Origin of the sequence: Collimonas sp. (assembly GCF_039923675.1) — a bacterium.
Lineage (GTDB): Bacteria > Pseudomonadota > Gammaproteobacteria > Burkholderiales > Burkholderiaceae_D > Collimonas.
On sequence record NZ_JBDTCG010000017.1, the window covers coordinates 73223 to 96652 of the forward strand.

27 protein-coding genes are annotated in these 23430 nt (G+C 59.5%); 16 read left to right on the top strand and 11 right to left on the bottom strand.

Annotated elements, in window-relative coordinates; translation table 11 throughout:
* Positions 1 to 60 precede the first annotated feature (60 nt).
* Positions 61 to 681, bottom strand: a complete 621-nt coding sequence (locus ABI171_RS04115; protein WP_348091334.1) for a glutathione S-transferase family protein — start codon at positions 679 to 681, stop codon at positions 61 to 63.
* A gap of 13 nt (positions 682 to 694) precedes the next feature.
* A complete protein-coding gene (locus ABI171_RS04120) occupies positions 695 to 1009 on the bottom strand; it encodes a DUF2917 domain-containing protein (RefSeq protein ID WP_348091335.1) in 315 nt (104 codons plus the stop codon).
* A gap of 167 nt (positions 1010 to 1176) precedes the next feature.
* Here ABI171_RS04120 and gcvA point away from each other — a divergent pair, with 167 nt between their 5' ends.
* A complete protein-coding gene (gene gcvA, locus ABI171_RS04125) occupies positions 1177 to 2133 on the top strand; it encodes a transcriptional regulator GcvA (RefSeq protein ID WP_348091336.1) in 957 nt (318 codons plus the stop codon).
* Here the strand turns inward: gcvA and ABI171_RS04130 are convergent.
* Positions 2117 to 2431, bottom strand: a complete 315-nt coding sequence (locus ABI171_RS04130) for a DUF493 family protein (protein ID WP_348091337.1) — start codon at positions 2429 to 2431, stop codon at positions 2117 to 2119. The two genes, gcvA and ABI171_RS04130, sit on opposite strands and share 17 nt — an antisense overlap.
* 166 nt (positions 2432 to 2597) lie before the next feature.
* Positions 2598 to 3413: a D-amino acid aminotransferase gene (locus tag ABI171_RS04135; RefSeq protein ID WP_348091488.1), complete on the bottom strand. Its 816-nt coding sequence runs from the start codon at positions 3411 to 3413 to the stop codon at positions 2598 to 2600.
* 411 nt (positions 3414 to 3824) lie between these two features.
* Here ABI171_RS04135 and ABI171_RS04140 point away from each other — a divergent pair, with 411 nt between their 5' ends.
* Positions 3825 to 4415, top strand: a complete 591-nt coding sequence (locus tag ABI171_RS04140) for a DNA-3-methyladenine glycosylase I (RefSeq protein WP_348091338.1) — start codon at positions 3825 to 3827, stop codon at positions 4413 to 4415.
* 153 nt (positions 4416 to 4568) lie between these two features.
* Positions 4569 to 6296: a 30S ribosomal protein S12 methylthiotransferase accessory factor YcaO gene (gene ycaO, locus ABI171_RS04145; RefSeq protein WP_348091339.1), complete on the top strand. Its 1728-nt coding sequence runs from the start codon at positions 4569 to 4571 to the stop codon at positions 6294 to 6296.
* A gap of 15 nt (positions 6297 to 6311) precedes the next feature.
* On the opposite strand, the gene ABI171_RS04150 is transcribed toward ycaO, so the two are convergent.
* Positions 6312 to 6656 carry a phosphotyrosine protein phosphatase gene (locus ABI171_RS04150; RefSeq protein ID WP_348091340.1) on the bottom strand — a complete coding sequence of 115 codons (345 nt, stop codon included), beginning with the start codon at positions 6654 to 6656 and terminating at the stop codon, positions 6312 to 6314.
* A gap of 83 nt (positions 6657 to 6739) precedes the next feature.
* Here ABI171_RS04150 and ABI171_RS04155 point away from each other — a divergent pair, with 83 nt between their 5' ends.
* The gene (locus tag ABI171_RS04155; protein ID WP_348091341.1) at positions 6740 to 7462 is read left to right on the top strand and encodes a pseudouridine synthase; all 723 of its coding nucleotides are present in this window, start codon (positions 6740 to 6742) and stop codon (positions 7460 to 7462) included.
* Positions 7463 to 7514: 52 nt separating this feature from the next.
* On the opposite strand, the gene argB is transcribed toward ABI171_RS04155, so the two are convergent.
* Entirely contained in the window at positions 7515 to 8417 is a 903-nt protein-coding gene (gene argB / locus ABI171_RS04160; protein ID WP_098494503.1) for an acetylglutamate kinase, read from the bottom strand.
* A 334-nt stretch (positions 8418 to 8751) separates the two neighbouring features.
* Here argB and ABI171_RS04165 point away from each other — a divergent pair, with 334 nt between their 5' ends.
* Positions 8752 to 8955: a cysteine-rich CWC family protein gene (locus ABI171_RS04165; RefSeq protein WP_348091342.1), complete on the top strand. Its 204-nt coding sequence runs from the start codon at positions 8752 to 8754 to the stop codon at positions 8953 to 8955.
* Here the strand turns inward: ABI171_RS04165 and ABI171_RS04170 are convergent.
* The 3 genes from ABI171_RS04170 to ABI171_RS04180 are packed head-to-tail and all read right to left on the bottom strand — an operon-like array spanning position 8952 to position 11285.
* Positions 8952 to 9653, bottom strand: coding sequence for an SPOR domain-containing protein (locus tag ABI171_RS04170; RefSeq protein WP_348091343.1), 702 nt, complete (start codon positions 9651 to 9653; stop codon positions 8952 to 8954). The two genes, ABI171_RS04165 and ABI171_RS04170, sit on opposite strands and share 4 nt — an antisense overlap.
* A 3-nt stretch (positions 9654 to 9656) precedes the next feature.
* Positions 9657 to 10427 carry a type III pantothenate kinase gene (locus ABI171_RS04175; RefSeq protein WP_348091344.1) on the bottom strand — a complete coding sequence of 257 codons (771 nt, stop codon included), beginning with the start codon at positions 10425 to 10427 and terminating at the stop codon, positions 9657 to 9659.
* A gap of 3 nt (positions 10428 to 10430) precedes the next feature.
* Positions 10431 to 11285, bottom strand: coding sequence for a biotin--[acetyl-CoA-carboxylase] ligase (locus ABI171_RS04180; RefSeq protein ID WP_348091345.1), 855 nt, complete (start codon positions 11283 to 11285; stop codon positions 10431 to 10433).
* 185 nt (positions 11286 to 11470) lie between these two features.
* On the opposite strand from ABI171_RS04180, the gene ABI171_RS04185 reads away from it, so the two are divergent.
* The 11 genes from ABI171_RS04185 to ABI171_RS04235 all read left to right on the top strand — a co-directional run bounded on the left by ABI171_RS04185 (position 11471) and on the right by ABI171_RS04235 (position 21627).
* Complete coding sequence (locus ABI171_RS04185) at positions 11471 to 12595, top strand: ABC transporter permease (protein WP_348091346.1); 1125 nt, start codon at positions 11471 to 11473, stop codon at positions 12593 to 12595.
* Positions 12595 to 13377 carry an ATP-binding cassette domain-containing protein gene (locus tag ABI171_RS04190; protein WP_348091347.1) on the top strand — a complete coding sequence of 261 codons (783 nt, stop codon included), beginning with the start codon at positions 12595 to 12597 and terminating at the stop codon, positions 13375 to 13377. The genes ABI171_RS04185 and ABI171_RS04190 overlap by 1 nt, the downstream gene beginning before the upstream one ends.
* A gap of 27 nt (positions 13378 to 13404) precedes the next feature.
* Entirely contained in the window at positions 13405 to 14352 is a 948-nt protein-coding gene (locus ABI171_RS04195) for an MlaD family protein (protein ID WP_348091348.1), read from the top strand.
* Between the two features lie 17 nt (positions 14353 to 14369).
* Positions 14370 to 14978 carry an ABC-type transport auxiliary lipoprotein family protein gene (locus tag ABI171_RS04200; protein WP_348091349.1) on the top strand — a complete coding sequence of 203 codons (609 nt, stop codon included), beginning with the start codon at positions 14370 to 14372 and terminating at the stop codon, positions 14976 to 14978.
* Positions 14978 to 16147, top strand: a complete 1170-nt coding sequence (locus tag ABI171_RS04205; RefSeq protein ID WP_348091350.1) for a VanZ family protein — start codon at positions 14978 to 14980, stop codon at positions 16145 to 16147. Before ABI171_RS04200 ends, ABI171_RS04205 begins: the two co-directional genes overlap by 1 nt.
* Before the next feature lie 118 nt (positions 16148 to 16265).
* Positions 16266 to 16586: an NAD(P)H-dependent oxidoreductase subunit E gene (locus ABI171_RS04210; RefSeq protein WP_348091351.1), complete on the top strand. Its 321-nt coding sequence runs from the start codon at positions 16266 to 16268 to the stop codon at positions 16584 to 16586.
* A gap of 61 nt (positions 16587 to 16647) precedes the next feature.
* Complete coding sequence (locus ABI171_RS04215) at positions 16648 to 17283, top strand: alpha/beta hydrolase (RefSeq protein ID WP_348091352.1); 636 nt, start codon at positions 16648 to 16650, stop codon at positions 17281 to 17283.
* A 213-nt stretch (positions 17284 to 17496) separates the two neighbouring features.
* The gene (locus ABI171_RS04220; protein ID WP_348091353.1) at positions 17497 to 18642 is read left to right on the top strand and encodes a D-alanyl-D-alanine carboxypeptidase family protein; all 1146 of its coding nucleotides are present in this window, start codon (positions 17497 to 17499) and stop codon (positions 18640 to 18642) included.
* 626 nt (positions 18643 to 19268) lie between these two features.
* A complete protein-coding gene (locus tag ABI171_RS04225) occupies positions 19269 to 20198 on the top strand; it encodes a hypothetical protein (RefSeq protein WP_348091354.1) in 930 nt (309 codons plus the stop codon).
* Positions 20199 to 20301: 103 nt separating this feature from the next.
* On the top strand, positions 20302 to 20847 hold the full coding sequence (locus ABI171_RS04230) for a nuclear transport factor 2 family protein (protein ID WP_348091355.1): 546 nt from the start codon (positions 20302 to 20304) through the stop codon (positions 20845 to 20847).
* A 60-nt stretch (positions 20848 to 20907) separates the two neighbouring features.
* On the top strand, positions 20908 to 21627 hold the full coding sequence (locus ABI171_RS04235) for a DsbC family protein (RefSeq protein ID WP_348091356.1): 720 nt from the start codon (positions 20908 to 20910) through the stop codon (positions 21625 to 21627).
* A gap of 41 nt (positions 21628 to 21668) precedes the next feature.
* Here ABI171_RS04235 and ABI171_RS04240 read toward each other — a convergent pair whose 3' ends face one another.
* Positions 21669 to 22709, bottom strand: a complete 1041-nt coding sequence (locus ABI171_RS04240) for a 5'-methylthioadenosine/S-adenosylhomocysteine nucleosidase (RefSeq protein WP_348091357.1) — start codon at positions 22707 to 22709, stop codon at positions 21669 to 21671.
* Between the two features lie 89 nt (positions 22710 to 22798).
* On the bottom strand, positions 22799 to 23335 hold the full coding sequence (locus ABI171_RS04245) for a hypothetical protein (RefSeq protein WP_348091358.1): 537 nt from the start codon (positions 23333 to 23335) through the stop codon (positions 22799 to 22801).
* Positions 23336 to 23430 lie beyond the last annotated feature (95 nt).

Genomic DNA, 23430 nt, shown 5'->3' on the forward strand with positions numbered 1-23430 from the left:
GTAACGAAAAAAGCGGCCGGCGTGCAGAAACGGCTGGCACGCCGGCCCACCGTCAGGTCCTCAGGGGGCCAGCAAACTCTCTGGCGATTGCCAGTTAGGCAATTCGCTAATACGTTGTAGCCACGCAACGACGCGCGGCGGCAGGGTGACTTCGGCGGCATCGGCCCAGAACAGGTAGCCGCACAGGGAAAAATCGGCGATGGTCGGCAGCTCGTCGATGATGAAATGACGACCGTCGACCAGCTCTGCTTCCAGCTTGGCGATATCCAGGTCAAACCGGCTTTGCAGCCAGGTCAGCGCGCCCGCGGGATAATCCTGCGGCGAAAAGCTGCGCGCCTGGCGCAACTGCGGCAAACACATGCCCAGCCGGTTGGCCTCCCAGAACAGCCATTCACGGACGCGTGCCATGCGCAGCGCCGACTCGGCGCCGAAGCCGCCGGTATGCTCCGCCAGATGCATGAGAATCGCGTCGGACTGGATGTAGGGCTGGCCATCGTGCACCAGCAACGGCACCTCGCCAAATTTGGCGAGGCTGCGGAACGGCTCCGGCCGCAAATGGCGCGGCTGGTCGATATCGATGGACTGATAAGTGTGCGCAACGCCGCTGACGGCCAGCATCAGGCCGACTTTATAGGCATGTCCGGAACCGGCGTTGCCGTAAAACGTGATCTGGTCTTGCATCTCCAGTGTCTGATTAGCAAGTTGCCGGAGTACGTCCTGCCGACATTGGCTTGCTGAAGCCGGCACGTGCGCTGATCGCAGGCAGGCGGGTCGCTTGCTGCTGGACCTGCACCACGCTATTGCCCTTGTGCGCTTCGATCACGATATGGCTGTCGGCGGCGACATTCAGGAATTGACCGGCGGACAACCAATAATCGTCGCCCTGGCCCGACACCGTCACCCACACCCGGCCTTGCGTGATTTGCAAGGTTTGCGCCACCGGCGCGGTCACCGACATGGCTTGTCCGGCGACGATAGTCAGCGATTCGTTAGCTAATAATTTTCTCATGATGTCACTCCTTGAAACTGCTGGTATATTGACCGCTACATCTTTAGAGCCCTTGATATAGCCGTTTCTTGTTTCTACAGAGTCATAATAATCAATCCAAGAGTGTTAACAAAACGAGTAATTTTCCCTTCTCTTGCTAATTTTTCTCACATAAATCCAGGTTCGTCATGGCCGACCTCAGAAAACTGCCAAATCTATCTGCCCTGCGCGCCTTTGAAGCCGCTTCCCGCACCGACAGCTTTTCGCGCGCAGCGGAAGAAATCTATGTGACGCCGGGGGCGATCAGTCATCAAATCCGAGCCCTGGAACAGGAACTGGGCGTGCAGTTGTTTATTCGCAACGGCAAGCGCATCACCATCACCGAACAGGGGCAGCGCTTCGCCGCCACCATCCGTAAATCGCTAAATGAAATCGCGCTTGCCGCCGAAGCCTTGAAATTCGACGCCAAGCAGAAACGATTGACGATTTCCGCCTTGCCGTCGTTTGCATCGCGCTGGCTGGCGCCGCGCCTGTGGAAATTCATCGATTTGCATCCGGATACCGAAGTGCTGCTGCAATCGAGCAGCCACCTCAACGACCTGGCGCGCGAACCGATTGATGTCGGGTTGCGATTCGGCTTTGGCAACTATCCTGGCATGGTGGTCGAAAAACTGATGGACGACTTTTATTATCCGGTGGCCAGCCCGTCCTACCGCAACGGCAACCTGCCGAAATCGCCACAGGAACTGGAACAGTGCAGCCTGCTGCGGATGGATACCGAGGCGTCGTGGCTGCCGTGGTTCGATGCCGCCAAAGTGGATCTGGTGGAGCCGACCGGCGGCTTGCAGATCGAGGATGCGTCGATGCTGCTGCGTTCGGCCTCGGACGGACTGGGGATTGCATTGACCAGGCATGCGATTGCGCTGCAGGAAATCGCGTCAGGACAGTTGATACGCTTGTTCGATGTCGTCGCGCGCTGCCCGACTTCCTACTATTTTGCCTGTACCCCGGAAGCCATGAACAAACCGCAGGTAAAAGCGTTTCATCGCTGGCTGATGGAGGAAGTGAAGATTTTCAAGGCGCAGAGCGACTGGCCCGGGCCGCCGCCACTGCCCCTTGAGGATGGCGCTACAAGACCATCTTGACCATCGGGTGCGAAGACAAGGCGCGGTACAGATTGTCCAGCTGCTCGCGATGGGTGGCGTACACATTGGCCGTCAGGCCGGTGTAATTACCCTTGGACGATGGCCGCACTTCCAGTTTGTCTATATGGAAGGTAGGGTCATGCTGGATCACCACGCCGACGATGGTTTCCGCAAAAGCGTCATGCGTCGGCCCCATGATCTTGATCGGAAAAACGCTGGGATATTCGATCAGGCTATCGGCTGGATCGATGTCTGCGGTCAGGTCGACGGGTTTGCTGGGATCGATGGGCTTGGTCATGGTGGTTGCTCTTCAATAGTGGTGCAGACAGGTAGTTTACTCCCCCAAGCTTATCAAAGGTAAGACAATCCGCAAGGATTCGTTGCACAAATGAAAACAGGATGGAAAGACGCTGAGTTTTCCATCCTGCAATCTTGCTACTGCTTAGTGCAACAAATTCTTCCGATCAAGCTGCCTTTGCCGCTTGATAAGCCTCGTATAACTGCTTGTATATGGGACCAGGGGCGCCGTTTCCAATAGTCTTGCCATCGATGGTCACTACCGGCAACACTTCCTTGGTGGCCGACGACAGCAGCACTTCGTCGGCGCCAAACACTTCTTCACGCGCAATGCGGCGCGACTCGAACGGGATGTCGCCGGCGGCGCACAACTCTTCGATCAACTGGTAGCGGATGCCTTCCAGGATCAGGTTGTTCTTGGGCGGCGCCATCAGCTTGCCATGCTTGACGATCCAGACATTGGAAGACGACGCTTCGGTCAGCCAGCCGTCGCGGAACTGGATCGCCTCGACCACACCGTGCTCGGCCGCATTCTGCGCCGCCAGCACATTGCCCAGCAACGAAGTCGACTTGATTTCGCAATGCAGCCAGCGCTGGTCTTCCATCGATACGCATGGCACGCCGCTGGCGCGCAAGGCGGCGCCCGGCAATACCAACGGATTGGTCATGATGAACACCGTCGGCGTCAGCGGCTCCTTCGGGAACGCATGGCCGCGCTTGGCGACACCGCGGGTGACGTGGATGTAGACCATCTGGTCAGCCGCCGGATGGGCGTCGATCACGCCCTGAATCAGCGCCAGCCATTGTTGCTTGTCATGCGGATTCGGAATACTGATCTTCGCCAGGCTGCGGAACAGGCGCGCCAGATGATGTTCTGAACGGAACAGTTTGCGGCCATAGATAGGCACCACTTCATACACGCCGTCACCGAAGATGAAACCACGGTCGAGCACCGGGATGCGCGCTTCAGACAGCGGAGTCATGCTGCCATTGAGATAGACCAGCGGGTCTTGCGTAGAATCTTGCACGATCGGCTTTCTGAAATGATTGAGAACCCAATTCTGGCACAGCGCCGCCGCGCAGGGTATGCAAAAAAAGTATGCGGCAAGTGGTCAGTGGGCTGTCGCAACCCATTCACTGCGACGTTCTGTCACATGTCGTGCGCACGGCCAGCGGCGAGCTGCAACCGGCGCAATTCAACATCGAGGCGGAGCACCTGCTGGGGCTTTTACAGAGCGACTTGCGGACGCGTGTTTTCAGGATGGCCGGCTGGCTGTTGAGCGTAAGCGGAATCATAATCGCCTGGCGACGTTGCCGCAGCAGATGATTTTGTGCGGTAGCATGTGCGTAACTCAACTTCCGGGAAACGCCGCCGTTTCCCCCGCTTGCTCGCCATGACCGACTCCGCTTCCGTCTCCATTACCCGTTGCACCTGGGCCAATCCCGCCAACCCGCGTTATCTTGCCTATCACGACGAAGAATGGGGCCAGCCCTGCCACGACGAGGTGCGCCTGTTCGAGATGCTCAACCTGGAAGGCGCGCAAGCCGGCCTCAGCTGGGAAACCATCCTCAACAAGCGCGAGAATTACTGGCGCGCCTTCGATGGCTGGAACGCCAAGAAGATCGCCCGTTACGACCAGGACAAGGTGGCGTCGCTGCTGGCCGACGCCGGCATCGTCCGCAACCGCCTGAAAGTCGCGGCCACCATCACCAATGCACAAGCCTATCTGAAGCTGCAGGCCGAACTGGGTGGTCTCGATGCTTATTTGTGGGCCTTCGTCGATGGCCAGCCGATCCAGAATCAATGGACGTTACTTGGCGGCAACCCTGCCAAGACGCCCTTATCGGACCGGATTTCCAAGGATCTGGCCAAGCGCGGCTTCAAATTCGTCGGCTCCACCATCATTTACGCTTACATGCAGGCGATCGGCATGGTGAATGACCATTGCGTCGAGTGTTACCGGCACCTCGCCGTTCAGGAGTAATTCTTCGCCAAGGTGGTTGTGAACGACGGCACAAGGTATCATCGCGCCATTCCGCAATGCTAATGGTTGTCGGTTGTTGAGCAGGTGTAATTGCCGCCACAACCACTTTTCCATCCTGCCTCTGTCTGTCTCACTCTCCCTCCAGGACTCCACATGGCAACCGAACACTTTATCGCGGGCAAAGATGCCTCGCTCGAATCGTCCATCAGTTCGATGCAATCCAAGCTGGAAAAACTCGGTTTTCATATCGAAGAACGCTCCTGGCTGAACCCGATCGATGGCGTCTGGTCGGTGCATATCCGCGACCGCGACTGCCCGCTGCTGTTCACCAACGGCAAAGGCGCAACGGAACAAGCCTCGCGCGCCAGCGCCCTGGGCGAATACTTCGAACGGCTGTCCTGCAACTATTTCTGGACCCATTATTACCTCGGCGAAAAAACCGCCAATGCCGAATTCGTCCATTACCCGCGTGAAAAATGGTTCAAGCTCAACGACGACAATGAAAGCTGGCCGGACGGCCTGCTGACGCCGGAACTGCAAAAACTCTACAACCCGGAAGGCACGGTCGACGCCACTACCCTGGTCGATTACAACTCGGGCAATGAAGAGCGCGGCATCTGCGCGATTCCTTACGTGCGCGAACGCGACGGCGCCACGGTCTGGTTCCCGGTCAATATCATCGGCAACCTGTATGTCAGCAACGGCATGTCGGCCGGTAACACCGCCGCCGAAGCACGCACCCAGGCGTTGTCGGAAATCTTCGAGCGCGACGTCAAGTTCCGCATCATCAAGGAAGGCCTGTGCCTGCCGGATGTGCCGGAAGAAGTCATCGCCCGCTATCCGCGCATCGCCGCCGGCATCCGCGACTTGCGCGCCGCCGGTTTCGGCATCCTGGTCAAGGATGCGTCGCTGGACGGCAAGTACCCGGTCATGAACGTGACCTTGCTCAACCCGCGCGACCAGGGCTGCTTCTCCAGTTTCGGCGCCCATCCGCGTTTCGAGATCGCCCTGGAACGCGCGCTGACCGAACTGCTGCAAGGCCGCGCGCTGGATGCATTGGACGGCTTCCCTGAGCCAGGCTTCGACCTGGAAGAAATCGCCCACTCGCAAAACCTGGAAATCCACTTCGTCGATTCCAGCGGCATCGTCAGCTGGAATTTCCTGCGCGCGGCGCCCGACTTTGCATTCAGCGACTGGAACTTCAGCAACACCACCGCCGAAGACTATGCCTGGTCGGTCGCCGCCATCCACGCCACCGGCCACGACATCTACATCGCCGATTTCAGCCACCTGGGCGTGTACGCCTGCCGCATTCTGGTGCCGGGCATGTCCGAGATCTATCCGGCGGAAGACCTGGAATGGGACAACAGCAGCGTCGGCAACGATATCCGCGAACCGATCCTGTTCCTGTCGGACCTGGACGACGATGAATGCGCCGATTTGCTGGAAACATTGAATGAACTGGGCCTGGCAGACCAGCGCCCGGTAGCTGCCCTGATCGGCCTCGCCGCCGACGTCGGCTCGCTGTGGAAAGAACTACGCGTGGGCGAGTTGAAAACCCTGCTGGCGCTGGCCATCGGCGATCTCGACGCGATGCGCGAAGGCTGCGACTGGATCCGCCATTTCAACCAGATCAGCGCCGAGCGCCAACTGGTGTACCGCTGCATCGAAAGCCTGGTCGGCCTGGGCGATGCGGCTGCCTATGCCGATTCGCTGCAGCACCTGTATGGCGCCGCCACCTTGCAACAGGCAAAAGCCCTGCTGAACCGCGAACAGCGTTTCTTCGGCTTGAATGCGCCGGGCCTGAACCTGGAAGGCTGTGAGATGCACCAGCGTTTGCTAGAAGCGTATGCCAAGTTGAACGCTGCCAAGCTGGCGTAATTTTCGAACAGGCAACTACTCCTGTCCGGGGTCGTTGTTTGCAAGCACATAAGCAACAGCATCAGTCAGCTGCTCGACCAGCTCCGGATCCATGTACTGGTATTCATCGGGAATATCCAGTACATGGATCTTTTTGTTTTCAAGCAGCCGCCCGAACTCGGCCAGGATGCGGCTTTTGTGCTTGTTTTCCATCACAAAGATCAGATCGGCCCAGGCGATATCGGCGGCGCTGATTTTCTTGCGCGCGTTCGGGCTGGTGCCTGCCGAACGGGCCTGGATCCCCGGCTGGCGTCGCCATACCTGCTCGCCCGTGGGGCTGCGCCATTGGTTACGGCTGCAAACAAAGAGTAATCTGGTCATTTATCGTATTTGTTATCTATTTGATCTGACAGCATGGACCATGCCCCCTTTCCGTCCGCCTGTCGTTCTGCTACATTCCCGCCATGCCTAAACTGACCTTAGACCGGATCCTGCAATCGCAGGGCTTCGGCAGCCGTAAATATTGCCGTAAGTTAATTGAAGACGGCGAAGTCGCCATCAACGGCGCAGTCGTGACCGATTACAAATCCGTGCCGGATACCGACGGCCTGGTGTTCACCCTGTTCGAAGAGGAATGGACTTATCGCGAACACGTCTACATTGTGCTCAACAAACCCGCCGATATCGAGTGCTCGCGCAAACCCAGCCATCATCCCGGGGTGCTGAGCATCTTGCCGGAACAGTTCAGCTGGCGCGATGTGCAGCCGGTGGGACGGCTCGATCACGATACCACCGGCTTGCTGTTGATGTCGGACGATGGTGCTTTCATCCACGCCCAGTCGTCGCCGAAACGGCATGTGCCTAAGCTGTATGTCGCCACCACGCATGAAGCGGTGACCGAAGAACTGGTGCAAAGCCTGCTGGCCGGCGTGAAATTGCATGATGAGCCGCAAACCCTGGCGGCCATCAGCTGCCGCATCCTGAGCCCGCATGACATCGAAATAGTACTGGAGCAGGGCAAATACCATCAGGTCAAGCGCATGCTGGTCGCCGCCGGCAATCATTGCACCGCCTTGCGCCGCACCGCTATCGGCGCCCTGACGCTGGACGCGCTGGAGCTGGAGCTGGGAGAGTGGTGCTACCTGGAGCCGGAACACCTGGCCTTGCTGGTCCCGGCCCAGGCGTAAAAAAAGCGCAGGGCCTGAGCCTTGCGCTTTTCTGCTTCCAGCTTGCCGCTGGTCAGTGCGAGCGGATCATGGTGCCGAACGCCTGTTCGGTCAACACTTCCAGCAACAACGAGTGCTCGATCCGGCCATCGATGATGTGCACGGTATTCACGCCCGACTTGGCTGCATCCAGGGCCGACGAAATCTTCGGCAGCATGCCACCGGAGATGGTGCCGTCCTTGAACATTTCGTCGATTTCACGTGCTGACAAATCGGTCACCAGATTGCCTTGCTTATCTTGCACACCAGCAATATTGGTCATCATGATCAGCTTTTCCGCGTGCAGTATTTCAGCGATCTTGCCTGCCACCACGTCGGCGTTGATGTTGTAAGCCTGGCCATCGGCGCCAAAGCCGATCGGCGAAATGATCGGGATGAAAGCGTCATCCTGCAGGGCCTTGACCACCGCCGGATTGATGGCTTCGATCTCGCCGACAAAGCCGATATCGAGGAATTCGCCCGGATTTTCGCGGTCCGGCATGCGGTATTTGCGAGCGCGGATCAAGCCGCCGTCCTTGCCGGTCAGGCCGACTGCCTGGCCGCCGTAGTGGTTGATCAGCATCACGATGTCCTGCTGCACTTCGCCGCCCAGCACCCACTCCACCACTTCCATGGTTTCTTCGTCGGTGATCCGCATGCCTTGCACGAAAGTGCCCTGCTTGCCGATTTTCTTCAGCGCGTTGTCGATTTGCGGGCCGCCGCCATGCACCACCACCGGGTTCATGCCCACCAGTTTCAACAAGATCACGTCGCGCGCGAAGCCGTGCTTCAGGCGCTCTTCGGTCATGGCATTGCCGCCGTATTTGACGACAATGGTTTTCCCGTGGAATTGACGGATGTAAGGTAACGCCTCGGCCAGAATTTCAGCTTTGATTCCTGGGGCAACGTTGGCAAGATCGTTGGTCAAATCGGCCATGAACAGTCCTACAAGAGATTTCTGAGCGGCTGCCTGAGGGGAAATCGCGGCCCGGTCGGATACCGGCGGCCAACGATCCGTGGCGGAGGCTGGGACCTGAGACAGCTTGTCAGAAGAAAGTAAAAGGGTGCAAAGACTGCAACTCGGGGGAGTTAAAAATCGCTGCGCGATGGATCAGCGAGATTTTACATGGAAATGCGCTTGCTTAGGTGTGACAAGCGTGTGATGTGTTGCGGTTGTTGCGTGGATATACCACAGCCGGCATGATGGTTATCATGAGGTCCGAAGCTGGCTGTTTCATGGCCGCTAGCCAACCACTCACAGGATAGCCAGAATGGCGCAATGCCCCGTTTGCCAGGAACAGTTTTTTTGCGGCGCAGCCCTGCATCCGGCTCAGCCTTGCTGGTGCAGCCGGCTGCCGCCGCTGGCCAGCGCCAGTCTGGCAGCGTCGGCGCAATGTTATTGCCCGACCTGCCTGCAACGCCTGCTGGAGCAGGAACAGACAGCCGCCGCGTCCAAACCCGGGGCGCCGGCTTAAGGGCAGCTGCGTACTTCCTGGGTAGGAAAATCCGTCTTGATCTTGTCAAACGCCAGTTTGGCGTCGCCACCCATGTCGCGCAGCTGGAACGCCACCTTGCTGGAGCTGATGCTGCGGGTGCCGACCTTGGCGCCGCTCAGGCCGCGCTTGGCCAGGTTGGCGACCTGCTTTTGCGCCGCCTCGTCGGTCTTGAAAATGCCGAGCGAAATGCCGTAGCGCAGCGGGCTGGAATCCTGGATCACGAAAAAATCATTGATGCCAAGGCGGCGCACTTCATCCGCTTTCTTGTCGGCCGCGTCCTTGCTGCCGAGCGAAGGCAGATACACCATATGGCTGGCGACTTCCTGGATTTCCCGGCGGACAAATTTTAGCGCCGGCGTACGTTCCGCCAGCTGGCTGGAGAAGCGGCGCGCTTCGGAGGCGCTGAAATTGCCGATTTCGGTGCAGGCGACCGGCGCCAAATCAGCCGTCGACGGCGTGCTCGCAGCGGTAGCAGCGGACGCTTCTGCGGCAGCGGGAGCTGTCGTCGAGGCAGAGCCGGCTTCACTCGCGGCCAGTTTGATTTTATCCGCCTGCAACTGCTTACTGATGCGGGTCGGCTCCCGACCATCGCTATAGAGCGCGCCGAGATAGCCTTTTTCCATGGCAAACAAAGCAGCATTCGCCAGTAACAGCAGCCAAAAGATGAGTTTCAACATAGTTTAGATCGTCGCCGCCGCGGTTTGTAGACCAATTAATACCAGATTATCAACTGTTTCATGCTGGATGGACAGGTAAGGTGCAATCAGCGTCGCCGACCCGCCCGCCACCACGCAGCGTATGCGCGCACCTTCGAATTGCCGGCCCAGCAGCGCAAACGCCCGTTCGATAGCGCCCACCTGCGCATTGATGCAGCCGCTGATGATAGCGTCATCCGTGTTGTCTGCAAACAGTTCGCCCACCTGTACGTGATCGGTAATGTGCGGCAATTGCGCGGTGCTGCGCGCCAGCGAGGTCGCCATCAGGCCCAGCCCCGGCAAGATCATGCCGCCGCTGAACACGCCATCGGCGCTGACCACATCTAAGGTGGTCGCCGTACCGCAGGTGGCGACCAGCAAGGCTTCTTGCGGAAACAGCCGTTGCGCACCCAGCGCGGCGGCAAAACGGTCGCAGCCGAGTTGTGCCGGATCGCGATAGCCATTGCGCAACCCCGCCAGCTGCGGCAACGAGGCGAACCACTGGGGCCGCAAACCGGCGCCGAACACGATCTCCAGCATGGTCTGCAAGCGCTCCTGCGTATGTTCGCCGGCGACATTGGAAACCAGGATGCGCGACACTCTCAGTTTGCGCCAGCGCTCGCTCAGCACAGACAATTCCGACAGCGCCGCCGAGCCGCTGTCCAGCCAATTACCGGCCAGCTGGCCGGTAATTGGCAAAGGCGCCAGCGCCCATTTGATGCGTGTATTGCCGACATCGATCAATAGTATCGCCATGGCTCAGCTTTCCTTCGGGCGTAAGGAAATATCGCCGGCCATGATGGCGATCGGGCTGGCGCTGCCGTCCAGCTGCAGCATCAAGCGGCCGATCTGGTCGATGCCAAGCGCGCGGCCTTCGTGCAGCACTTTGCCTTGGTCCAGGATTGAGACCTGCTGGCCGGCGAAGGCGTGCAGCCGGTTCCAGCGCTCGACGAAGACAGACAGACCTTGGCTTTCGAATTGCCGCATGTTTCGCGCCAGCGCGCTCAATAACGAGCCCAGCAACAGATCGCGATCCTGCGCGGCGGGCGTCGGCAGACTAGCGGCGCGCTGACCGATTTGCTGTTGTAACTGTTCCGGTACGCTCAGGTTGATGCCGATGCCGATCACCGCCCACACCTGCTGGTCGGCGGCGGTCGCGGTTTCGATCAGGATGCCGGCCAGCTTGCGGCCGTTTTGCAAGACATCGTTCGGCCATTTCAACTGCACATCCACGCCGAAATCGGCCAGGGTTTCGGCGATGGTCACGCCCACCGCCAGCGGCAAGCCGACCAAAGCGTGCAAGGGCGCGGCAAACGGCCAGGCCAGCGAAAATGTCAGCGCCGCCGATGGCGCAGTCAGCCACGCGCGGCCGGCGCGGCCACGGCCTGCAGTCTGGGTTTCCGCCACCAGCAAGGTCGGCGCCGTCAGGCCGCCCCGGCCAGCGGCGATCACGGCCCGCGCCAGCAAGTCGGCATTGGTGGAACCGGTCTCGGCCACCACTTCAATCAGGCAATGCTCGGCGTGATGGCCGGCAAGGGCAGCAATGCGCGCGGCCGACAGATGGCTCGACAATTGGCCCGGAATATGAGTTGGTGCAATAGTTTGTGCAGTCATGCCGCGCATTGTAGCGGGAGTTGCAGCGAAATGCGGCGCACAGCCATGGAAAACCACGGGATCGCCCGTCACCGGCGTAGATTTCTATTTCATAATCGACAAATCATGCATCCTATTACACTTTACCTACAAGTTTTATCACTACTGCAATAGTGCTGGCAGCAATTCTCCCTTAAACTGGTGCGATGCCGAATCCCGATTCCACTACGCCCGTCCTCGACATCTCCGATGGCAGCCTGGTCGCCGCGCGCGGCAACTGGCAGGTGCACGCCCTGACGCAACCGGGCGTGATCCAGGCAATCCAGGCCAAGCTGAGAAATTTCGCCAGCCAGTCGGACAAGCTGCGCTGGGATTTGTCGGCGATCGGCACGCTGGACCATATCGGCGCCCAGTTATTGTGGAATGCCTGGGGCAAGCAGCGGCCGCAGCAACTGACCGTGGCGCCGCAGCACCGCGACTTCTTCCAACGCCTGGCGGATGCCGGCGACCTGGAACTGCCGCCCAAGCCGCCGCGGCGGCGTCTGTTCAACGCCATCTACGACATCGGCAGCGAGATTTTCGGCCACATGTCCGGCTTTGTCACTTTGCTGGGACAGCTGATGCTGGATTTCATGCGCATGCTGCAACAGCCGCATCGCGCGCCCTGGAAAGAGATTTCCGCGAATATTTATCACGTCGGCTATCAGGCCCTGGGCATCACGGCGCTGGTCGGCTTCCTGATCGGCGTCGTGCTGTCGTTCTTGTCGGCGCAGCAATTGCACACTTTCGGCGGCGATATCTACCTGGTCAACATCCTCGGCATGAGCATCATCCGCGAGCTGGGACCGCTGCTGGCGGCGATCCTGGTGGCCGGCCGCTCCGGCTCGGCGATTACCGCCCAGCTGGGCGTGATGCGCGTCACCGAAGAACTGGATGCGATGCTGGTGATGGGGCTGCCGCACGGTTTCCGGCTGATCCTGCCGCGCGTGCTGGCGCTGCTGGTGGCGATGCCCTTGCTGGTCATCTGGACCGATGCGATTGCCTTGCTGGGCGGGATGGTGGCGGCGCAATTGCAACTGGGTTTATCGCCGGCCTATTTCCTGCAACAATTGCCGAACGCCGTGCCGCTGCCGAATTACCTGATCGGCCTTGGCAAAGGCGCGGTATTCGGCGGCCTGATCGCGATGGTGGCCTGCTATTTCGGCCTGCGCATCGAACCCAACACCGAAAGCCTGGGCCACGGCACCACCACCTCGGTGGTCAGCGCCATCACCATCGTGATCGTCGCCGATGCCATATTTGCGATCATTTTCAGCGGCGTGGGGTTCTGATGGCCAGTAATCCGCAAAATCCGCAACCGATCATCGAGATCGACAAGCTATGGACCCAGTTCGGTCCGGTAGTAATCCACCAGGATCTGGACCTCAGCATCGCCGCCGGTGAAATCGTCGGCCTGGTGGGCGGCTCCGGTTCCGGCAAGACCACGCTGGTGCGGCAAATACTCGGCCTGAACCGGCCCACCAAAGGCCGTGTGAGCGTGTTCGGCACAGATATCAGCCAGGCCGATGTCGATCAGATGTATGCCTTGCAAAACCGCTGGGGCATGCTGTTCCAGCAAGGCGCGCTGTTCTCGGCGCTGACGGTGCTGGATAACGTCGCCCTGCCGATGCGCGAGCTGCGCGCGTTGCCGGACAAACTGATTCGCGACGCCGCCTTGCTCAAGCTGCAAATGGCCGGCATCGGCCCCGAGCATGCTTTGAAGATGCCGTCCGACCTGTCGGGCGGCATGATCAAACGGGTGGCGCTGGCGCGGGCGCTATCGCTGGAACCGGAATTGCTGTTCCTGGACGAGCCGACCGCCGGCCTCGACCCCGCGTCCTCGGCCGCCTTTATCGAGCTGATCCGTTCGCTGCACAAGGACATGCATCTGACGGTGGTGATGATCACCCACGACCTGGAACCGCTACTGGCGTTGTCGACCAAGATTGCGGTGCTGGCGGACAAGCACGTCATCGCTTACGACACTCCGGAGCGCGTGATGAAAGTGCGCCATCCGTTCATTGAAACATTTTTTCTCACGGCTAATCGTTACGAGCATGAGACTTGCGGCTAAGCGCCTCGCTGCGTAGATAGGAATCTTATGGAAAACAAAGCACATGCCCTGATCGCCGGCCTGTTCACGGTGGTCTTGCTGATCGCCGCGATCATCGGCGTCATGTGGTTCAACAGCGACCGGGTGGAACGGGTGCCCTATGAAATCGCCACCAAGCTGTCGGTGCCGGGCCTCAACCCGCAAGCCGACGTACGCTATCGCGGCCTGGACGCCGGCAAGGTCGACTCAATCACCTTCGATCCCAAGTTTCCCGGCCAGATCCTGATCAAGATCAAGATCAATCCCGACACGCCGGTCACGCAATCGACCTTCGCCACTCTCGGTTACCAAGGCGTGACGGGGATAGCCTACATCCAGCTGGATGACGATGGCAGCAAGCCGGTCAAACTGGCCAGCAGCAAGCAGGAGCTGGCGCGTATCGAGTTGCGCCCCAGCCTGTTCGACAACCTGCAAAGCAAGGGCGCCGTGATCCTGGCGCGCGCCGAAGACATGATCAACAAGCTGAACAACCTGCTGGACCCGGAAAACCAGAAGACCATGGTGAAGGCCTTCAGCGACGTCAGCGATACCGCCAATGCCTACCGCGACATTCCTCAGAAACTGGAACCGACCTTGCGTCAGCTGCCGGCCCTGACCGGTGAACTGAACCAGGCGCTGACCTCGATTACGGCGTTGTCCAACAACATGAGCGTGCTCAGCAAGAACCTGAACAGCCTGACCAACAGCCTGCAAGGACCGGACGGCGCCGTGACCAACCTGACCGGCGCGGTGCAGAACATCGGTGCAGTCGCCAATGGCGTCGAGTACGATACGCTGCCGCGCTTCAACACGCTGACCAATGATGCCCGCGGCTCGATGCGGGCGCTGAACCAGACCCTGGATAATTTCAACCAGCAGCCGCAAAGCATTCTGTTTGGCAGCAAGCCGCTGCCGCCCGGCCCCGGAGAAGCAGGCTTTGTCGCGCCGGCTAAATAACCACCTGAAGGTAAGCCATGACCATACCAAGAATACTGTCAGCCTGCGCCGCGATTGTCCTGGTTGCCGGTTGCGCCAGCAAGGTTGACGCGCCAACCCAGTACGATCTCGGCTTGCTGCCGAGCTCCGCTGCGAAGGCAGCGACAGCAACCGCAGCCCTGCCGCCGGTCAGTCTGGCCGACGTCAATTCCCCGGCCTGGCTGGATAGCAACATGATGTTCTACCGCCTGGCCTACGCCAACGACCAGCAGCCAAGGCCGTACGCCAGCAGCCGCTGGACCATGCCGCCGGCACAGCTGTTCCAGCAGCGCCTGAAATCGCGCCTGGCGCAGGCAGGCGGCACGGTGCTGGCGTTGTCGGATGCCGCGCTCAACATTCCCGTGCTGCGGATCGACCTGGATGACTACACGCAAACCTTCGATACGCCGTCGCACAGCGTGGCGACGCTGCAAGTACGGGCTTCGCTGTTCAACGGCCGCGTGCTGCTGGCGCAAAAGAATTTCAGCAGCCAGGCAGCCACCCCCAGCGCAGACGCCGCCGGCGCCGCGCGTGCTTTTGTCAGCGCCAACGACGCCGTGATCAGCGACATGATGAACTGGCTGGCGACAGCGGCGCCGAAAAAATAATGCAGGAAAAACCGGGACAGGAGCCCGCGCCCCCCCGCTCCTCTGCGGCATCATCATTCGCACGCGTCAGTCTTCTGATCTATCTGCTGCTGATCATCTATGCCAGCTGGTATCCGTTCGCCGGCTGGCGCGATCTGGGGCTGACCGCCTTTGCCTACCTGACTGCGCCGTTGCCGCACTACTGGACCGTGTTCGATGTCTGGACCAATGTCGCCGGCTACCTGCCGCTAGGCATGCTGATGGTGCTGTCCTTGCCGCGCTCGCGCCGCTGGTCGCCCTACTGGGCGGTGCTGCTGGCGACACTGGCCGGGATCCTGATTTCCGGCAGCATGGAAGCGGTGCAAACCTTCCTGCCGACCCGGGTCGCGTCCAATCTGGACTTGATGACCAACAGCGCCGGCGCCCTGCTCGGCGCAGTGCTGGGCGCCATCCTGCGGCCGCGCTTCGGGCCGGACAGCCGCCTGCTGCAGCTGCGCGAGCGCTGGTTCAATCGCGAAGCCAGCCAGGGCATGGTGGTGGTGGCCCTGTGGCCGCTGGCGCAGATCTATCCGCTCAGCCATCTGTTCGGCTTCGGCCAGGTGACCTCGATGCTGTCCGGCTGGCTGTCGGACCTGCTGGAACAGCCAGTCGACCTGCAAGGCTGGATCACCAGTGATTTCCAGTTCAGCGCCGACCAGTACTGGCTGACCGAAACCATCATCACCTCTTGCGGCCTCACAGGCGCCGCCCTCACCTTCCTGATCCTGCTGCGCCAGCAGGCGCCGAAGCTGCCGCTGAGTTTGTTGCTGCTGTTCGTCACGCTGATGGTCAAGACGCTGGCGACGGCGCTGCTGTTTGCACCGGATAACGCCCTGGTCTGGCTCACCCCCGGCTCGTTCGGCGGCCTGCTGATTGGCGGCCTGATGCTGAGCGGGCTGGCCTATGCGCCGCAACTGGCGCAACGGCGGCTGGCGGCGCTGACCTTGATCATCACGCTGCTGCTGGTGAATGTGATGCCGGACAATCCGTATTATGTGGAAACCGTGCAGACCTGGACCCAGGGCAAGTTCCTGAACTTTAACGGGGTCGCCCAATTCCTGGCCTTGCTATGGCCGTTTTGCACGCTGTGGTTCCTGTTTCATCCGATGCACAAACGGCGCGCCGGCAAACAGCTGCGGGATTCCAGATAGCGGCCACAGCTGGCCGGCTGCACCTCGCCGGCCGCACTGAAACAAAACCGGTGCAGGTGTATGATTCCTGCCTATATTCCTGCTTGAACAACGCAGCCAACCATTCCAGCATTCAGTCATGAGCGATAAACCTTTCTACGAGCATCACGTCTTCTTCTGCCTCAACCAGCGCGCCCCGGGCGAGCGGGTGTGTTGCGCCAACAGCGGCGCCCAGGTGGCCCAGGAACATGCAAAAAAGCGCATCAAGCAGCTCGGCCTGGCCGGCGACGGCAAAGTCCGCATCAACAAGGCCGGCTGTCTCGAGCGCTGCGAAGAAGGACCGGCGCTGGTGATTTATCCGCAAGGCGTCTGGTATACCTATGTCGACAATGAAGATATCGACGAAATCATCGACGTCCATATCGTCGGCGGCAAGATCGTCGAACGCCTCAAGATTTAACGCCTTGCGCAATACCCGATACCGAACATGCATGCCGTCATCACCAGCCTGAATTGATCCAATGAACGCCCAGACCCTACCCTTCTTCATCGCCGGCGCCGCCGGCCGGCTTGAATGTGCACTAGACCTGCCTGACCCTGAAACATTCCCTGTACCGCGCGGACTGGCGCTGGTGGCCCATCCCCATCCGCTGTTCGGCGGCACCATGGACAACAAGGTGGTGCATACGCTGGCGCGCGGTTTCCTGACACTCGGCTATGTCACGGTGCGCATGAATTTCCGCGGCGTCGGCAAATCCGAAGGGGTGCATGACGAAGGCCGCGGCGAGACCGACGACATGGCGCTGCTGCTGGCCCATATGCGCCAGCAATATCCGGAGCTGCCGCTGGCGCTCGGCGGTTTTTCCTTCGGCACCTTCGTGCAGTCGCAATTGCAGCAACGCCTGATCGCATCCAATACGCCGGCCGAACGGCTGGTGCTGGTCGGCACCGCCGCCGGCAAGTGGCCGTTGCCGGCCGTGCCGGCCAACAGCATCCTGATCCACGGCGAACTGGACGAGACCATTCCGCTGACTTCGGTATTTGAATGGGCGCGCCCGCAAGACATCCCGGTGATCGTGATTCCCGGCGCCGATCATTTTTTTCATCGGCGACTGCAACATATAAAGAATCTCATGGTCGAAATGTGGCACCGCTGAAAGCGAGCGATTTCAACGCAATTCAGGCAACTTGAATTATTGTTAAGTCGACCAGCCCGGCGGTAGCGCTATAATTCTGTCGGCACGTTTGTTTGCGGCTGTTTGCTCACCGCCTCCGCTTACGCATTTTTTCAACCCATTCACGCCAATAAAATTGCTCTTTATCACCATCGATGCAGTTTTGTCGGCCCTGATTTCATTACTAGATATTCCATGAAAAAAATATTCGCGGCGCTCGCTGCAACTGTCTTCTCCATATCCGTTGCCTTTGCGCAGACCCTGCCGTCGCCGACAGTGGCTGCCAAATCATGGCTGCTGCTGGACACCACCAGCAATCAGGTGATTGCATCGCAAGATCCGGATTTGCGCATCGAGCCGGCTTCGCTGGCCAAGATCATGACCGCTTATGTGGTTTTCGACGCCCTCAAGGACAAGAAGATTACCCTCGACCAGATGGTCACCGTCTCGGTGCGCGCCTGGAAGGTCGACCCGAGCAGCTCGAAAATGTTTATCGACCCAGCCACGCCGGTTTCGGTCAACGACCTGTTGTACGGCCTGATGGTGGTATCGGGTAACGACGCTGCGGTAGCGCTGGCCGAAGCGGTGGCCGGCACCGAAGACTCCTTCGTCGCGCTGATGAACCACGAAGCCGAGCGCATGGGCATGAAGAACACGCATTTCGGCAATCCGCATGGCTTGCCTAGCGCCGACACTTATTCCACCGCGCGCGACCTGTCGATCTTGGCGGCACACGTGATTGTCGACTTCCCCGAGTTCTACAAAATCGACTCGACCAAAAAATACACTTACAACAAGATCACCCAGCCTAACCGCAACCGCCTGCTGTGGAGCGACCCGACCGTCGACGGCATGAAGACCGGCCACACCAGCAGCGCCGGCTACTCCATCATCGCCAGCGCCAAGCGCCCGAACGCAGGTGGCGACCGCCGTTTGCTGGCAGTCGTGATCGGCACCAACTCCGACGGCACCCGTACCCAGGAAGCGCAAAAGCTGCTGAACTGGGGTTACCAGAACTTTGACGCAGTCAAGCTGTACGCCAAGGACCAGCCTATCGACACGCCGCAAGTCTGGAAAGGCGCCAAGAGCCTGGTCAAGATCGGCTTCACGCATGACGTCTACGTGACCGTACCGAAGGGTATCGCCGACAAGATCAAGCCGGTGCTGGAGCGCACCGACCCGCTGATCGCACCGATCCAGCAAAACGCCAAGGTTGGCACAGTCAAGGTCAACGCCGACGGCAAGACGATTGCCGAGTTCCCGGTGGTAGCGCTGGAGAATGTGGGCCAGGCCACCATCTTCGGCCGCGCCTGGGATTCGATCCGCCTGATGTTCAAGTAAATGCGGCAGCCCTGACCGGGCTTACCCAAGGAATGACAGCTGCGGCTGTCATTTTTTTTGCACAATGCTGTTTCCGGTGACACGCCGGCGCAATACGTTCCGAACGTAACATCTTGTTACAACTTGCCACATGGAAATAGTTGAAATGTGTTGCGGCTTGCAAAAACTGGAGAGTACACTCGTTTCCCATGGTCAACCCCGCCATCAAATAAATGATGTGGCATGCGCCATCAACGCAATGCCGGCACATGGCAGTACAACAGGAGGAATAATATGATGCTCAGCTTCATTCGCTTCCAGCCGTTCGCCTTCCAAGCCGCATCAGGACTGCTCGCTCCACCGCTTCGCCGCTAATCAATTGAGAGGACAAAGCGGTAAGGCGCGCTAACGCCGCCTGAACCCTGTCCGGCAATCCATTCATTTTCCCGTTTTATCGAATTTCAACCCTGGCGTTGTGCACAAACGTCCGGGTTGTCTTAGACGCATCTGCCGTTTCGCCATCACACATGGCGATCTGCAGTGCGTCGATTCTGCAGCGGCCGGCAGTTCCGCTGCAGATGCGGTGACCGGAGGTTCCCGATCGGAACTCCGGCTATATCAATTCACATCAACCACGGAGAGATGCAATGAAATTGAATCGCAAATTAGTTGTGCTGGCGTTGTCCTGTGCATACGCAAGCGTCGCGCTAGCGGGGGCAGTCAAAGAAAGCAGCGACTCGGTTTACAAACCGACCGGCAAGGGCTGGGGCGAACTGGACCTGGACGTGCAAAGCCACGCGCAAAAAGCTGCCACCCTGCGCGCGCAACGCAGCGGCAACCTGACCGACCAGGGCGGTCCGGTCATGACCGGACCGAAAAACGTCTACTACATCTGGTACGGCAGCTGGGACGCCGCCTCGAAAAACGTGTTGACCAATCTCGGTACGCATATCGGCGGTTCGCCTTATTTCAACATCAATACCACCTATACCAACAAGGCCGGCACGCATGTGCAGAACGTCGTCAACTACGCCGCCAGCGCCACCGACAGCGGCTCCCTTGGCACAAGACTGTCCGACGCCAACATCCAGAGCATCGTTTCCAACCAGATCACTGCCGGCGCCCTGCCGCTGGATGCAAACGGCATCTACTTCGTGCTGACCGACAAGAACACCACCGCGACTTCGGGCTTCTGCACCCAGTATTGCGGCTGGCATACCAATGCATCGATCAACGGCCAGGACATCAAGTACGCCTTCATCGGCAATCCTGAAACGCAATGTGCTTCGTCTTGCGGAGCCAGCACGCCGAGCCCGAACAATACGCCCGGCGCCGACGCAATGGCCAGCATCCTGTCGCACGAAATGGAAGAAACCACCACCGACCCGGATGGCAACGCTTGGTATGCGCTATCCAACGGCATGGAGAACGGCGACAAATGTGCCTGGAATTTCGGCGCCACTTCAACGGCTTCCAACGGTGCGGCTTACAACCAGACCATCGGCACCATGAAGTACCTGATCCAGCAAAACTGGACCCTGCTGCCGGCACAGGCTTGCGCCCAGCACTATCCTTAATGAAAAGAACCGCGTGATGTAACATGAAGTTCCGCCGCTGAGCGCTCAGTGGCGGAATGTCACCGTGATCTTCCTCGTGCGTTAATTGTCCGGATCCATCGCCATGAAAAAAAATCTCCTTCTGCTCGCGCTACTGCTGGCTGTCCCTGTGTTCAGCCTCGCGCAGCAAACCCCGGCGACGGCTTCCACGCCGGCTCCCGCAGCTACCAGAACCATCCCGACTGTAACCCGCACCGTGCAGATTTTCAGCACGCTGGAAAATGAACTGAATGACGCCATACAACAGCGTAACAGCGGCGTCGTAGAAAAACGCCTGGCCGATGATTATGAATTGCGCACCGCCGGCGCTCCCGGCCGCCCGACCCCACGCGCCGAATCGATCGCCGCATTGCAAAAGCAGACGCCGTTCGCATCCGAGGTGCAGCAGATGGCGGTGCATGAATATGGCAATCTGATGGTGGTCAGCTTCCTGTGGTCTCTCGAGGTTCCGGCAAGCGGTCCGATCGCCAGGCAGATATTTGTGGTCGACACCTGGAAGCAGGTTGAAGGCGATTGGAAACTGGCCGTCCGTTATGCCGCGCCGGCCGATAAACAGCAGACAGTCCCGGGAGCCGACCTGTCCGAATCGAAAATAAAGAAGAGAATCTGATGCACGGCGCAGAACCAGGCTGTTCAGCCTGACATTTATCACTTTTCAAATGGAGTCGTAATGAACCGGACCAAAAGCGCGCTGATCTTGCTATGCAGCCTGGCGACCACCGCAGCCTGGGCTGAAACGGCGCAAGAAGCACGTGTCAAGAAACTGATAGAACCACGCATGGGCGCCAACATCAAGGTCGATTCCGTGGTCAAAACCCCGTATGCCGGACTATACGAAGTCCGCACCAACGGCGACATTTTCTATACCGATGAAAACGCCGACTACATCGTAGTAGGCAAAGTCATCGACACCCGCACCTACAAGGACTTGACGAAGGAAAGAGTGGATCAGCTGGCGGCGATCAATTTCACCGATTTGCCGCTCGATGACGCGATCAAGACAGTCAAGGGTAACGGCAAGCGCGTCATGGCGATATTCGAAGACCCGAACTGCCCTTACTGCAAGAACCTGCACAAGACTCTGCAAGATATCGACAACGTAACGGTCTACACCTTCCTGCTGAATATCCTGTCCGACGATTCTGCAGTGAAGTCGCGCGATATCTGGTGCGCGGCGGATCGCAGCAAAGCCTGGAACGAATGGATGGTCAACGGCAAACCGGCGGCAGCGGCGACAGCGGCTTGCCCTACGCCAAACGATAAAGTACTGGCCTTGGGCAAGAAGCTGCGCATCGTCGGCACACCCACGGTGTACTTTTCCGATGGTAGCCGAACCGGCAGCGCACTAGACGCCAAGGCCCTGGAACAGAAACTGGCGTCCCTGAAGTAATGCCGCCGAGCAGTGTGGAGGCGCGCCGGTAAAATCTCCGATTAGCGCCGAGTGCGGCGTCGCCACGCTTCCAAGAAAGCCAGCGTCACATTCGCCTCGTTGGTCTCCGCCAAGCCGCTGCCAAAGAAAGCGCCGACATCCTTGAAATCGTTGCCGCCGGCTAGGTCCGACAAGCTGCGGAAGGCAATGAACGGCACGCGGTTGGCATACGCCACCTGGGCGAAAGCGGCGGTTTCCATATCCACCACCTGCGCTTGCAAATTATCGTAGAGATAAGTGCGATAGCCGGGATTGGCCAGGAATGCGGTGCCAGAAACCCCACGACCGCCGACCCGTAGTTCCGGCTGGACGCTAACGCACAGCGCCGGATTCCTGGGTCCGCACTTGGCCAGCGCCGGTTTCAAGGTACGCGCCAGCGCCAGCATCTCGGCATCGGCCTGGAACTCGAAGCGGAACTCGCCTTGCGGTGCATTAGCGGCACTCATCACGAAATTCTCTCGCATGAAGAGACCGCTGCTGACCGGCCCCTGCGGCGTATCGATCTTGAAATCCGGACGCTGCTTGCCGTTGTCCGTCGCCAGCCTGATGCCCAGGCAACCGACATCGCCGGCGGTGCCGCATGGCGCGGGCAAGCCGCCATCGCCATTCCAATAGACTTCCATCGGCATCGCCCAGCTTTCCGGCACGATCACATCGCCGACGTGATTGGCGGGATTGACGCCGCCGGCGATGCCGCTCATCAGCAGACGCTCGACATGGAAATGATCCATCATCAGCTGCGTCACCATGGTCGCGTTCACCACGCTGACCCCGCTCAGCACGATCACCACCGGATTACCGCGCAGCTCACCGGTCGTGAAGCGGTTGCCGTTGATTTTCCAGTCGCGCTTTTTTTGCGTCTGTTCCAGCAGGATATCGGCTTCGGCGCCGAACGCAGAGACGATGCCGATGCGCGGCTTGCAATCGCTCAGGCAATGCTTGTCCGCCGCCGGCGCGGCGGCGGCGCTGCTCAGCGCTGCGCCAAGCAGCAAGGCGGATGCGCTACGGCGCAGAGTATTGAATAGAGGCTTGGAGACAGGCAAGGGATTTCCTTTCGCTTGGTGGACGGCCGGGTCATCAGGACCGCAGCAGCGCACAGGATAACCCAAGGAGCATCTTGCCGAAAAGGCTATTAACGCATTTCCGGGCCGGCAGTTCCGACGCGACGCCGCCACAGCAGCAAACCGATCGCGTAGACGACGTAGTAGCCGGCCAGGATGCCGAAGATCAGCAAGGTCAGAGGACTACCCGCAAACTCCGCCGATGGAAAAGCATCCGGCGCCACAGACGATGCCGAATAAAGCAGCACGCCGCGATAGATGAGGCGGCCGATGAACAACCCAGACAGCGCTATACCCAGGTGTAGGCTCGGGGTATAAAACAAACCCTCCGGCGTCTGCTCGAACCTGGTCAGCCTGATGCCATACCAGCCCAGCGCCGCGCCGGCCACTGCGCCACCGAGCAGCGCCGCGGCATGCATGGGGTGCACAGCGGAAGCAAGCAGCAGCGCCACGATCAGCAAACTGAAAAACGCGATGCGGATCCAGGTTCGCGTATGCGACATTTTCTGGCGTCCGACCATGCGCCGCACGCGCGAATACAGGCGCCAGACTACCAGCGCGGCAATGCCGAGATAAACCACCAGGGAAGGATGTGCGGGAATCGCCATGCGCCTAACTCCAAATGCCGAAGAATCAGTGAATCGGATGAACCGGGATCAATTCAATATCTGGAAGATGTCCAGCCACTTCCAGCACCGAAGAA

Bases quoted from the DNA above. Each gene is read 5' to 3' on its own strand.
- ABI171_RS04130 (WP_348091337.1), bottom strand. From the start codon at position 2,431: ATGACCAAGCCCATCGATCCCAGCAAACCCGTCGACCTGACCGCAGAC.
- ABI171_RS04150 (WP_348091340.1), bottom strand. From the start codon at position 6,656: ATGACCAGATTACTCTTTGTTTGCAGCCGTAACCAATGGCGCAGCCCC.
- ABI171_RS04185 (WP_348091346.1), top strand. From the start codon at position 11,471: ATGCCGAATCCCGATTCCACTACGCCCGTCCTCGACATCTCCGATGGC.
- ABI171_RS04165 (WP_348091342.1), top strand. From the start codon at position 8,752: ATGGCGCAATGCCCCGTTTGCCAGGAACAGTTTTTTTGCGGCGCAGCC.
- ABI171_RS04180 (WP_348091345.1), bottom strand. From the start codon at position 11,285: ATGACTGCACAAACTATTGCACCAACTCATATTCCGGGCCAATTGTCG.
- ABI171_RS04220 (WP_348091353.1), top strand. From the start codon at position 17,497: ATGAAAAAAATATTCGCGGCGCTCGCTGCAACTGTCTTCTCCATATCC.
- ABI171_RS04245 (WP_348091358.1), bottom strand. From the start codon at position 23,335: ATGGCGATTCCCGCACATCCTTCCCTGGTGGTTTATCTCGGCATTGCC.
- ABI171_RS04140 (WP_348091338.1), top strand. From the start codon at position 3,825: ATGACCGACTCCGCTTCCGTCTCCATTACCCGTTGCACCTGGGCCAAT.
- ycaO (WP_348091339.1), top strand. From the start codon at position 4,569: ATGGCAACCGAACACTTTATCGCGGGCAAAGATGCCTCGCTCGAATCG.
- gcvA (WP_348091336.1), top strand. From the start codon at position 1,177: ATGGCCGACCTCAGAAAACTGCCAAATCTATCTGCCCTGCGCGCCTTT.
- ABI171_RS04210 (WP_348091351.1), top strand. From the start codon at position 16,266: ATGAGCGATAAACCTTTCTACGAGCATCACGTCTTCTTCTGCCTCAAC.
- ABI171_RS04170 (WP_348091343.1), bottom strand. From the start codon at position 9,653: ATGTTGAAACTCATCTTTTGGCTGCTGTTACTGGCGAATGCTGCTTTG.
- ABI171_RS04235 (WP_348091356.1), top strand. From the start codon at position 20,908: ATGAACCGGACCAAAAGCGCGCTGATCTTGCTATGCAGCCTGGCGACC.
- ABI171_RS04225 (WP_348091354.1), top strand. From the start codon at position 19,269: ATGAAATTGAATCGCAAATTAGTTGTGCTGGCGTTGTCCTGTGCATAC.
- ABI171_RS04135 (WP_348091488.1), bottom strand. From the start codon at position 3,413: ATGACTCCGCTGTCTGAAGCGCGCATCCCGGTGCTCGACCGTGGTTTC.
- ABI171_RS04195 (WP_348091348.1), top strand. From the start codon at position 13,405: ATGGAAAACAAAGCACATGCCCTGATCGCCGGCCTGTTCACGGTGGTC.
- argB (WP_098494503.1), bottom strand. From the start codon at position 8,417: ATGGCCGATTTGACCAACGATCTTGCCAACGTTGCCCCAGGAATCAAA.
- ABI171_RS04200 (WP_348091349.1), top strand. From the start codon at position 14,370: ATGACCATACCAAGAATACTGTCAGCCTGCGCCGCGATTGTCCTGGTT.
- ABI171_RS04175 (WP_348091344.1), bottom strand. From the start codon at position 10,427: ATGGCGATACTATTGATCGATGTCGGCAATACACGCATCAAATGGGCG.
- ABI171_RS04120 (WP_348091335.1), bottom strand. From the start codon at position 1,009: ATGAGAAAATTATTAGCTAACGAATCGCTGACTATCGTCGCCGGACAA.
- ABI171_RS04115 (WP_348091334.1), bottom strand. From the start codon at position 681: ATGCAAGACCAGATCACGTTTTACGGCAACGCCGGTTCCGGACATGCC.
- ABI171_RS04215 (WP_348091352.1), top strand. From the start codon at position 16,648: ATGAACGCCCAGACCCTACCCTTCTTCATCGCCGGCGCCGCCGGCCGG.
- ABI171_RS04155 (WP_348091341.1), top strand. From the start codon at position 6,740: ATGCCTAAACTGACCTTAGACCGGATCCTGCAATCGCAGGGCTTCGGC.
- ABI171_RS04205 (WP_348091350.1), top strand. From the start codon at position 14,978: ATGCAGGAAAAACCGGGACAGGAGCCCGCGCCCCCCCGCTCCTCTGCG.
- ABI171_RS04230 (WP_348091355.1), top strand. From the start codon at position 20,302: ATGAAAAAAAATCTCCTTCTGCTCGCGCTACTGCTGGCTGTCCCTGTG.
- ABI171_RS04190 (WP_348091347.1), top strand. From the start codon at position 12,595: ATGGCCAGTAATCCGCAAAATCCGCAACCGATCATCGAGATCGACAAG.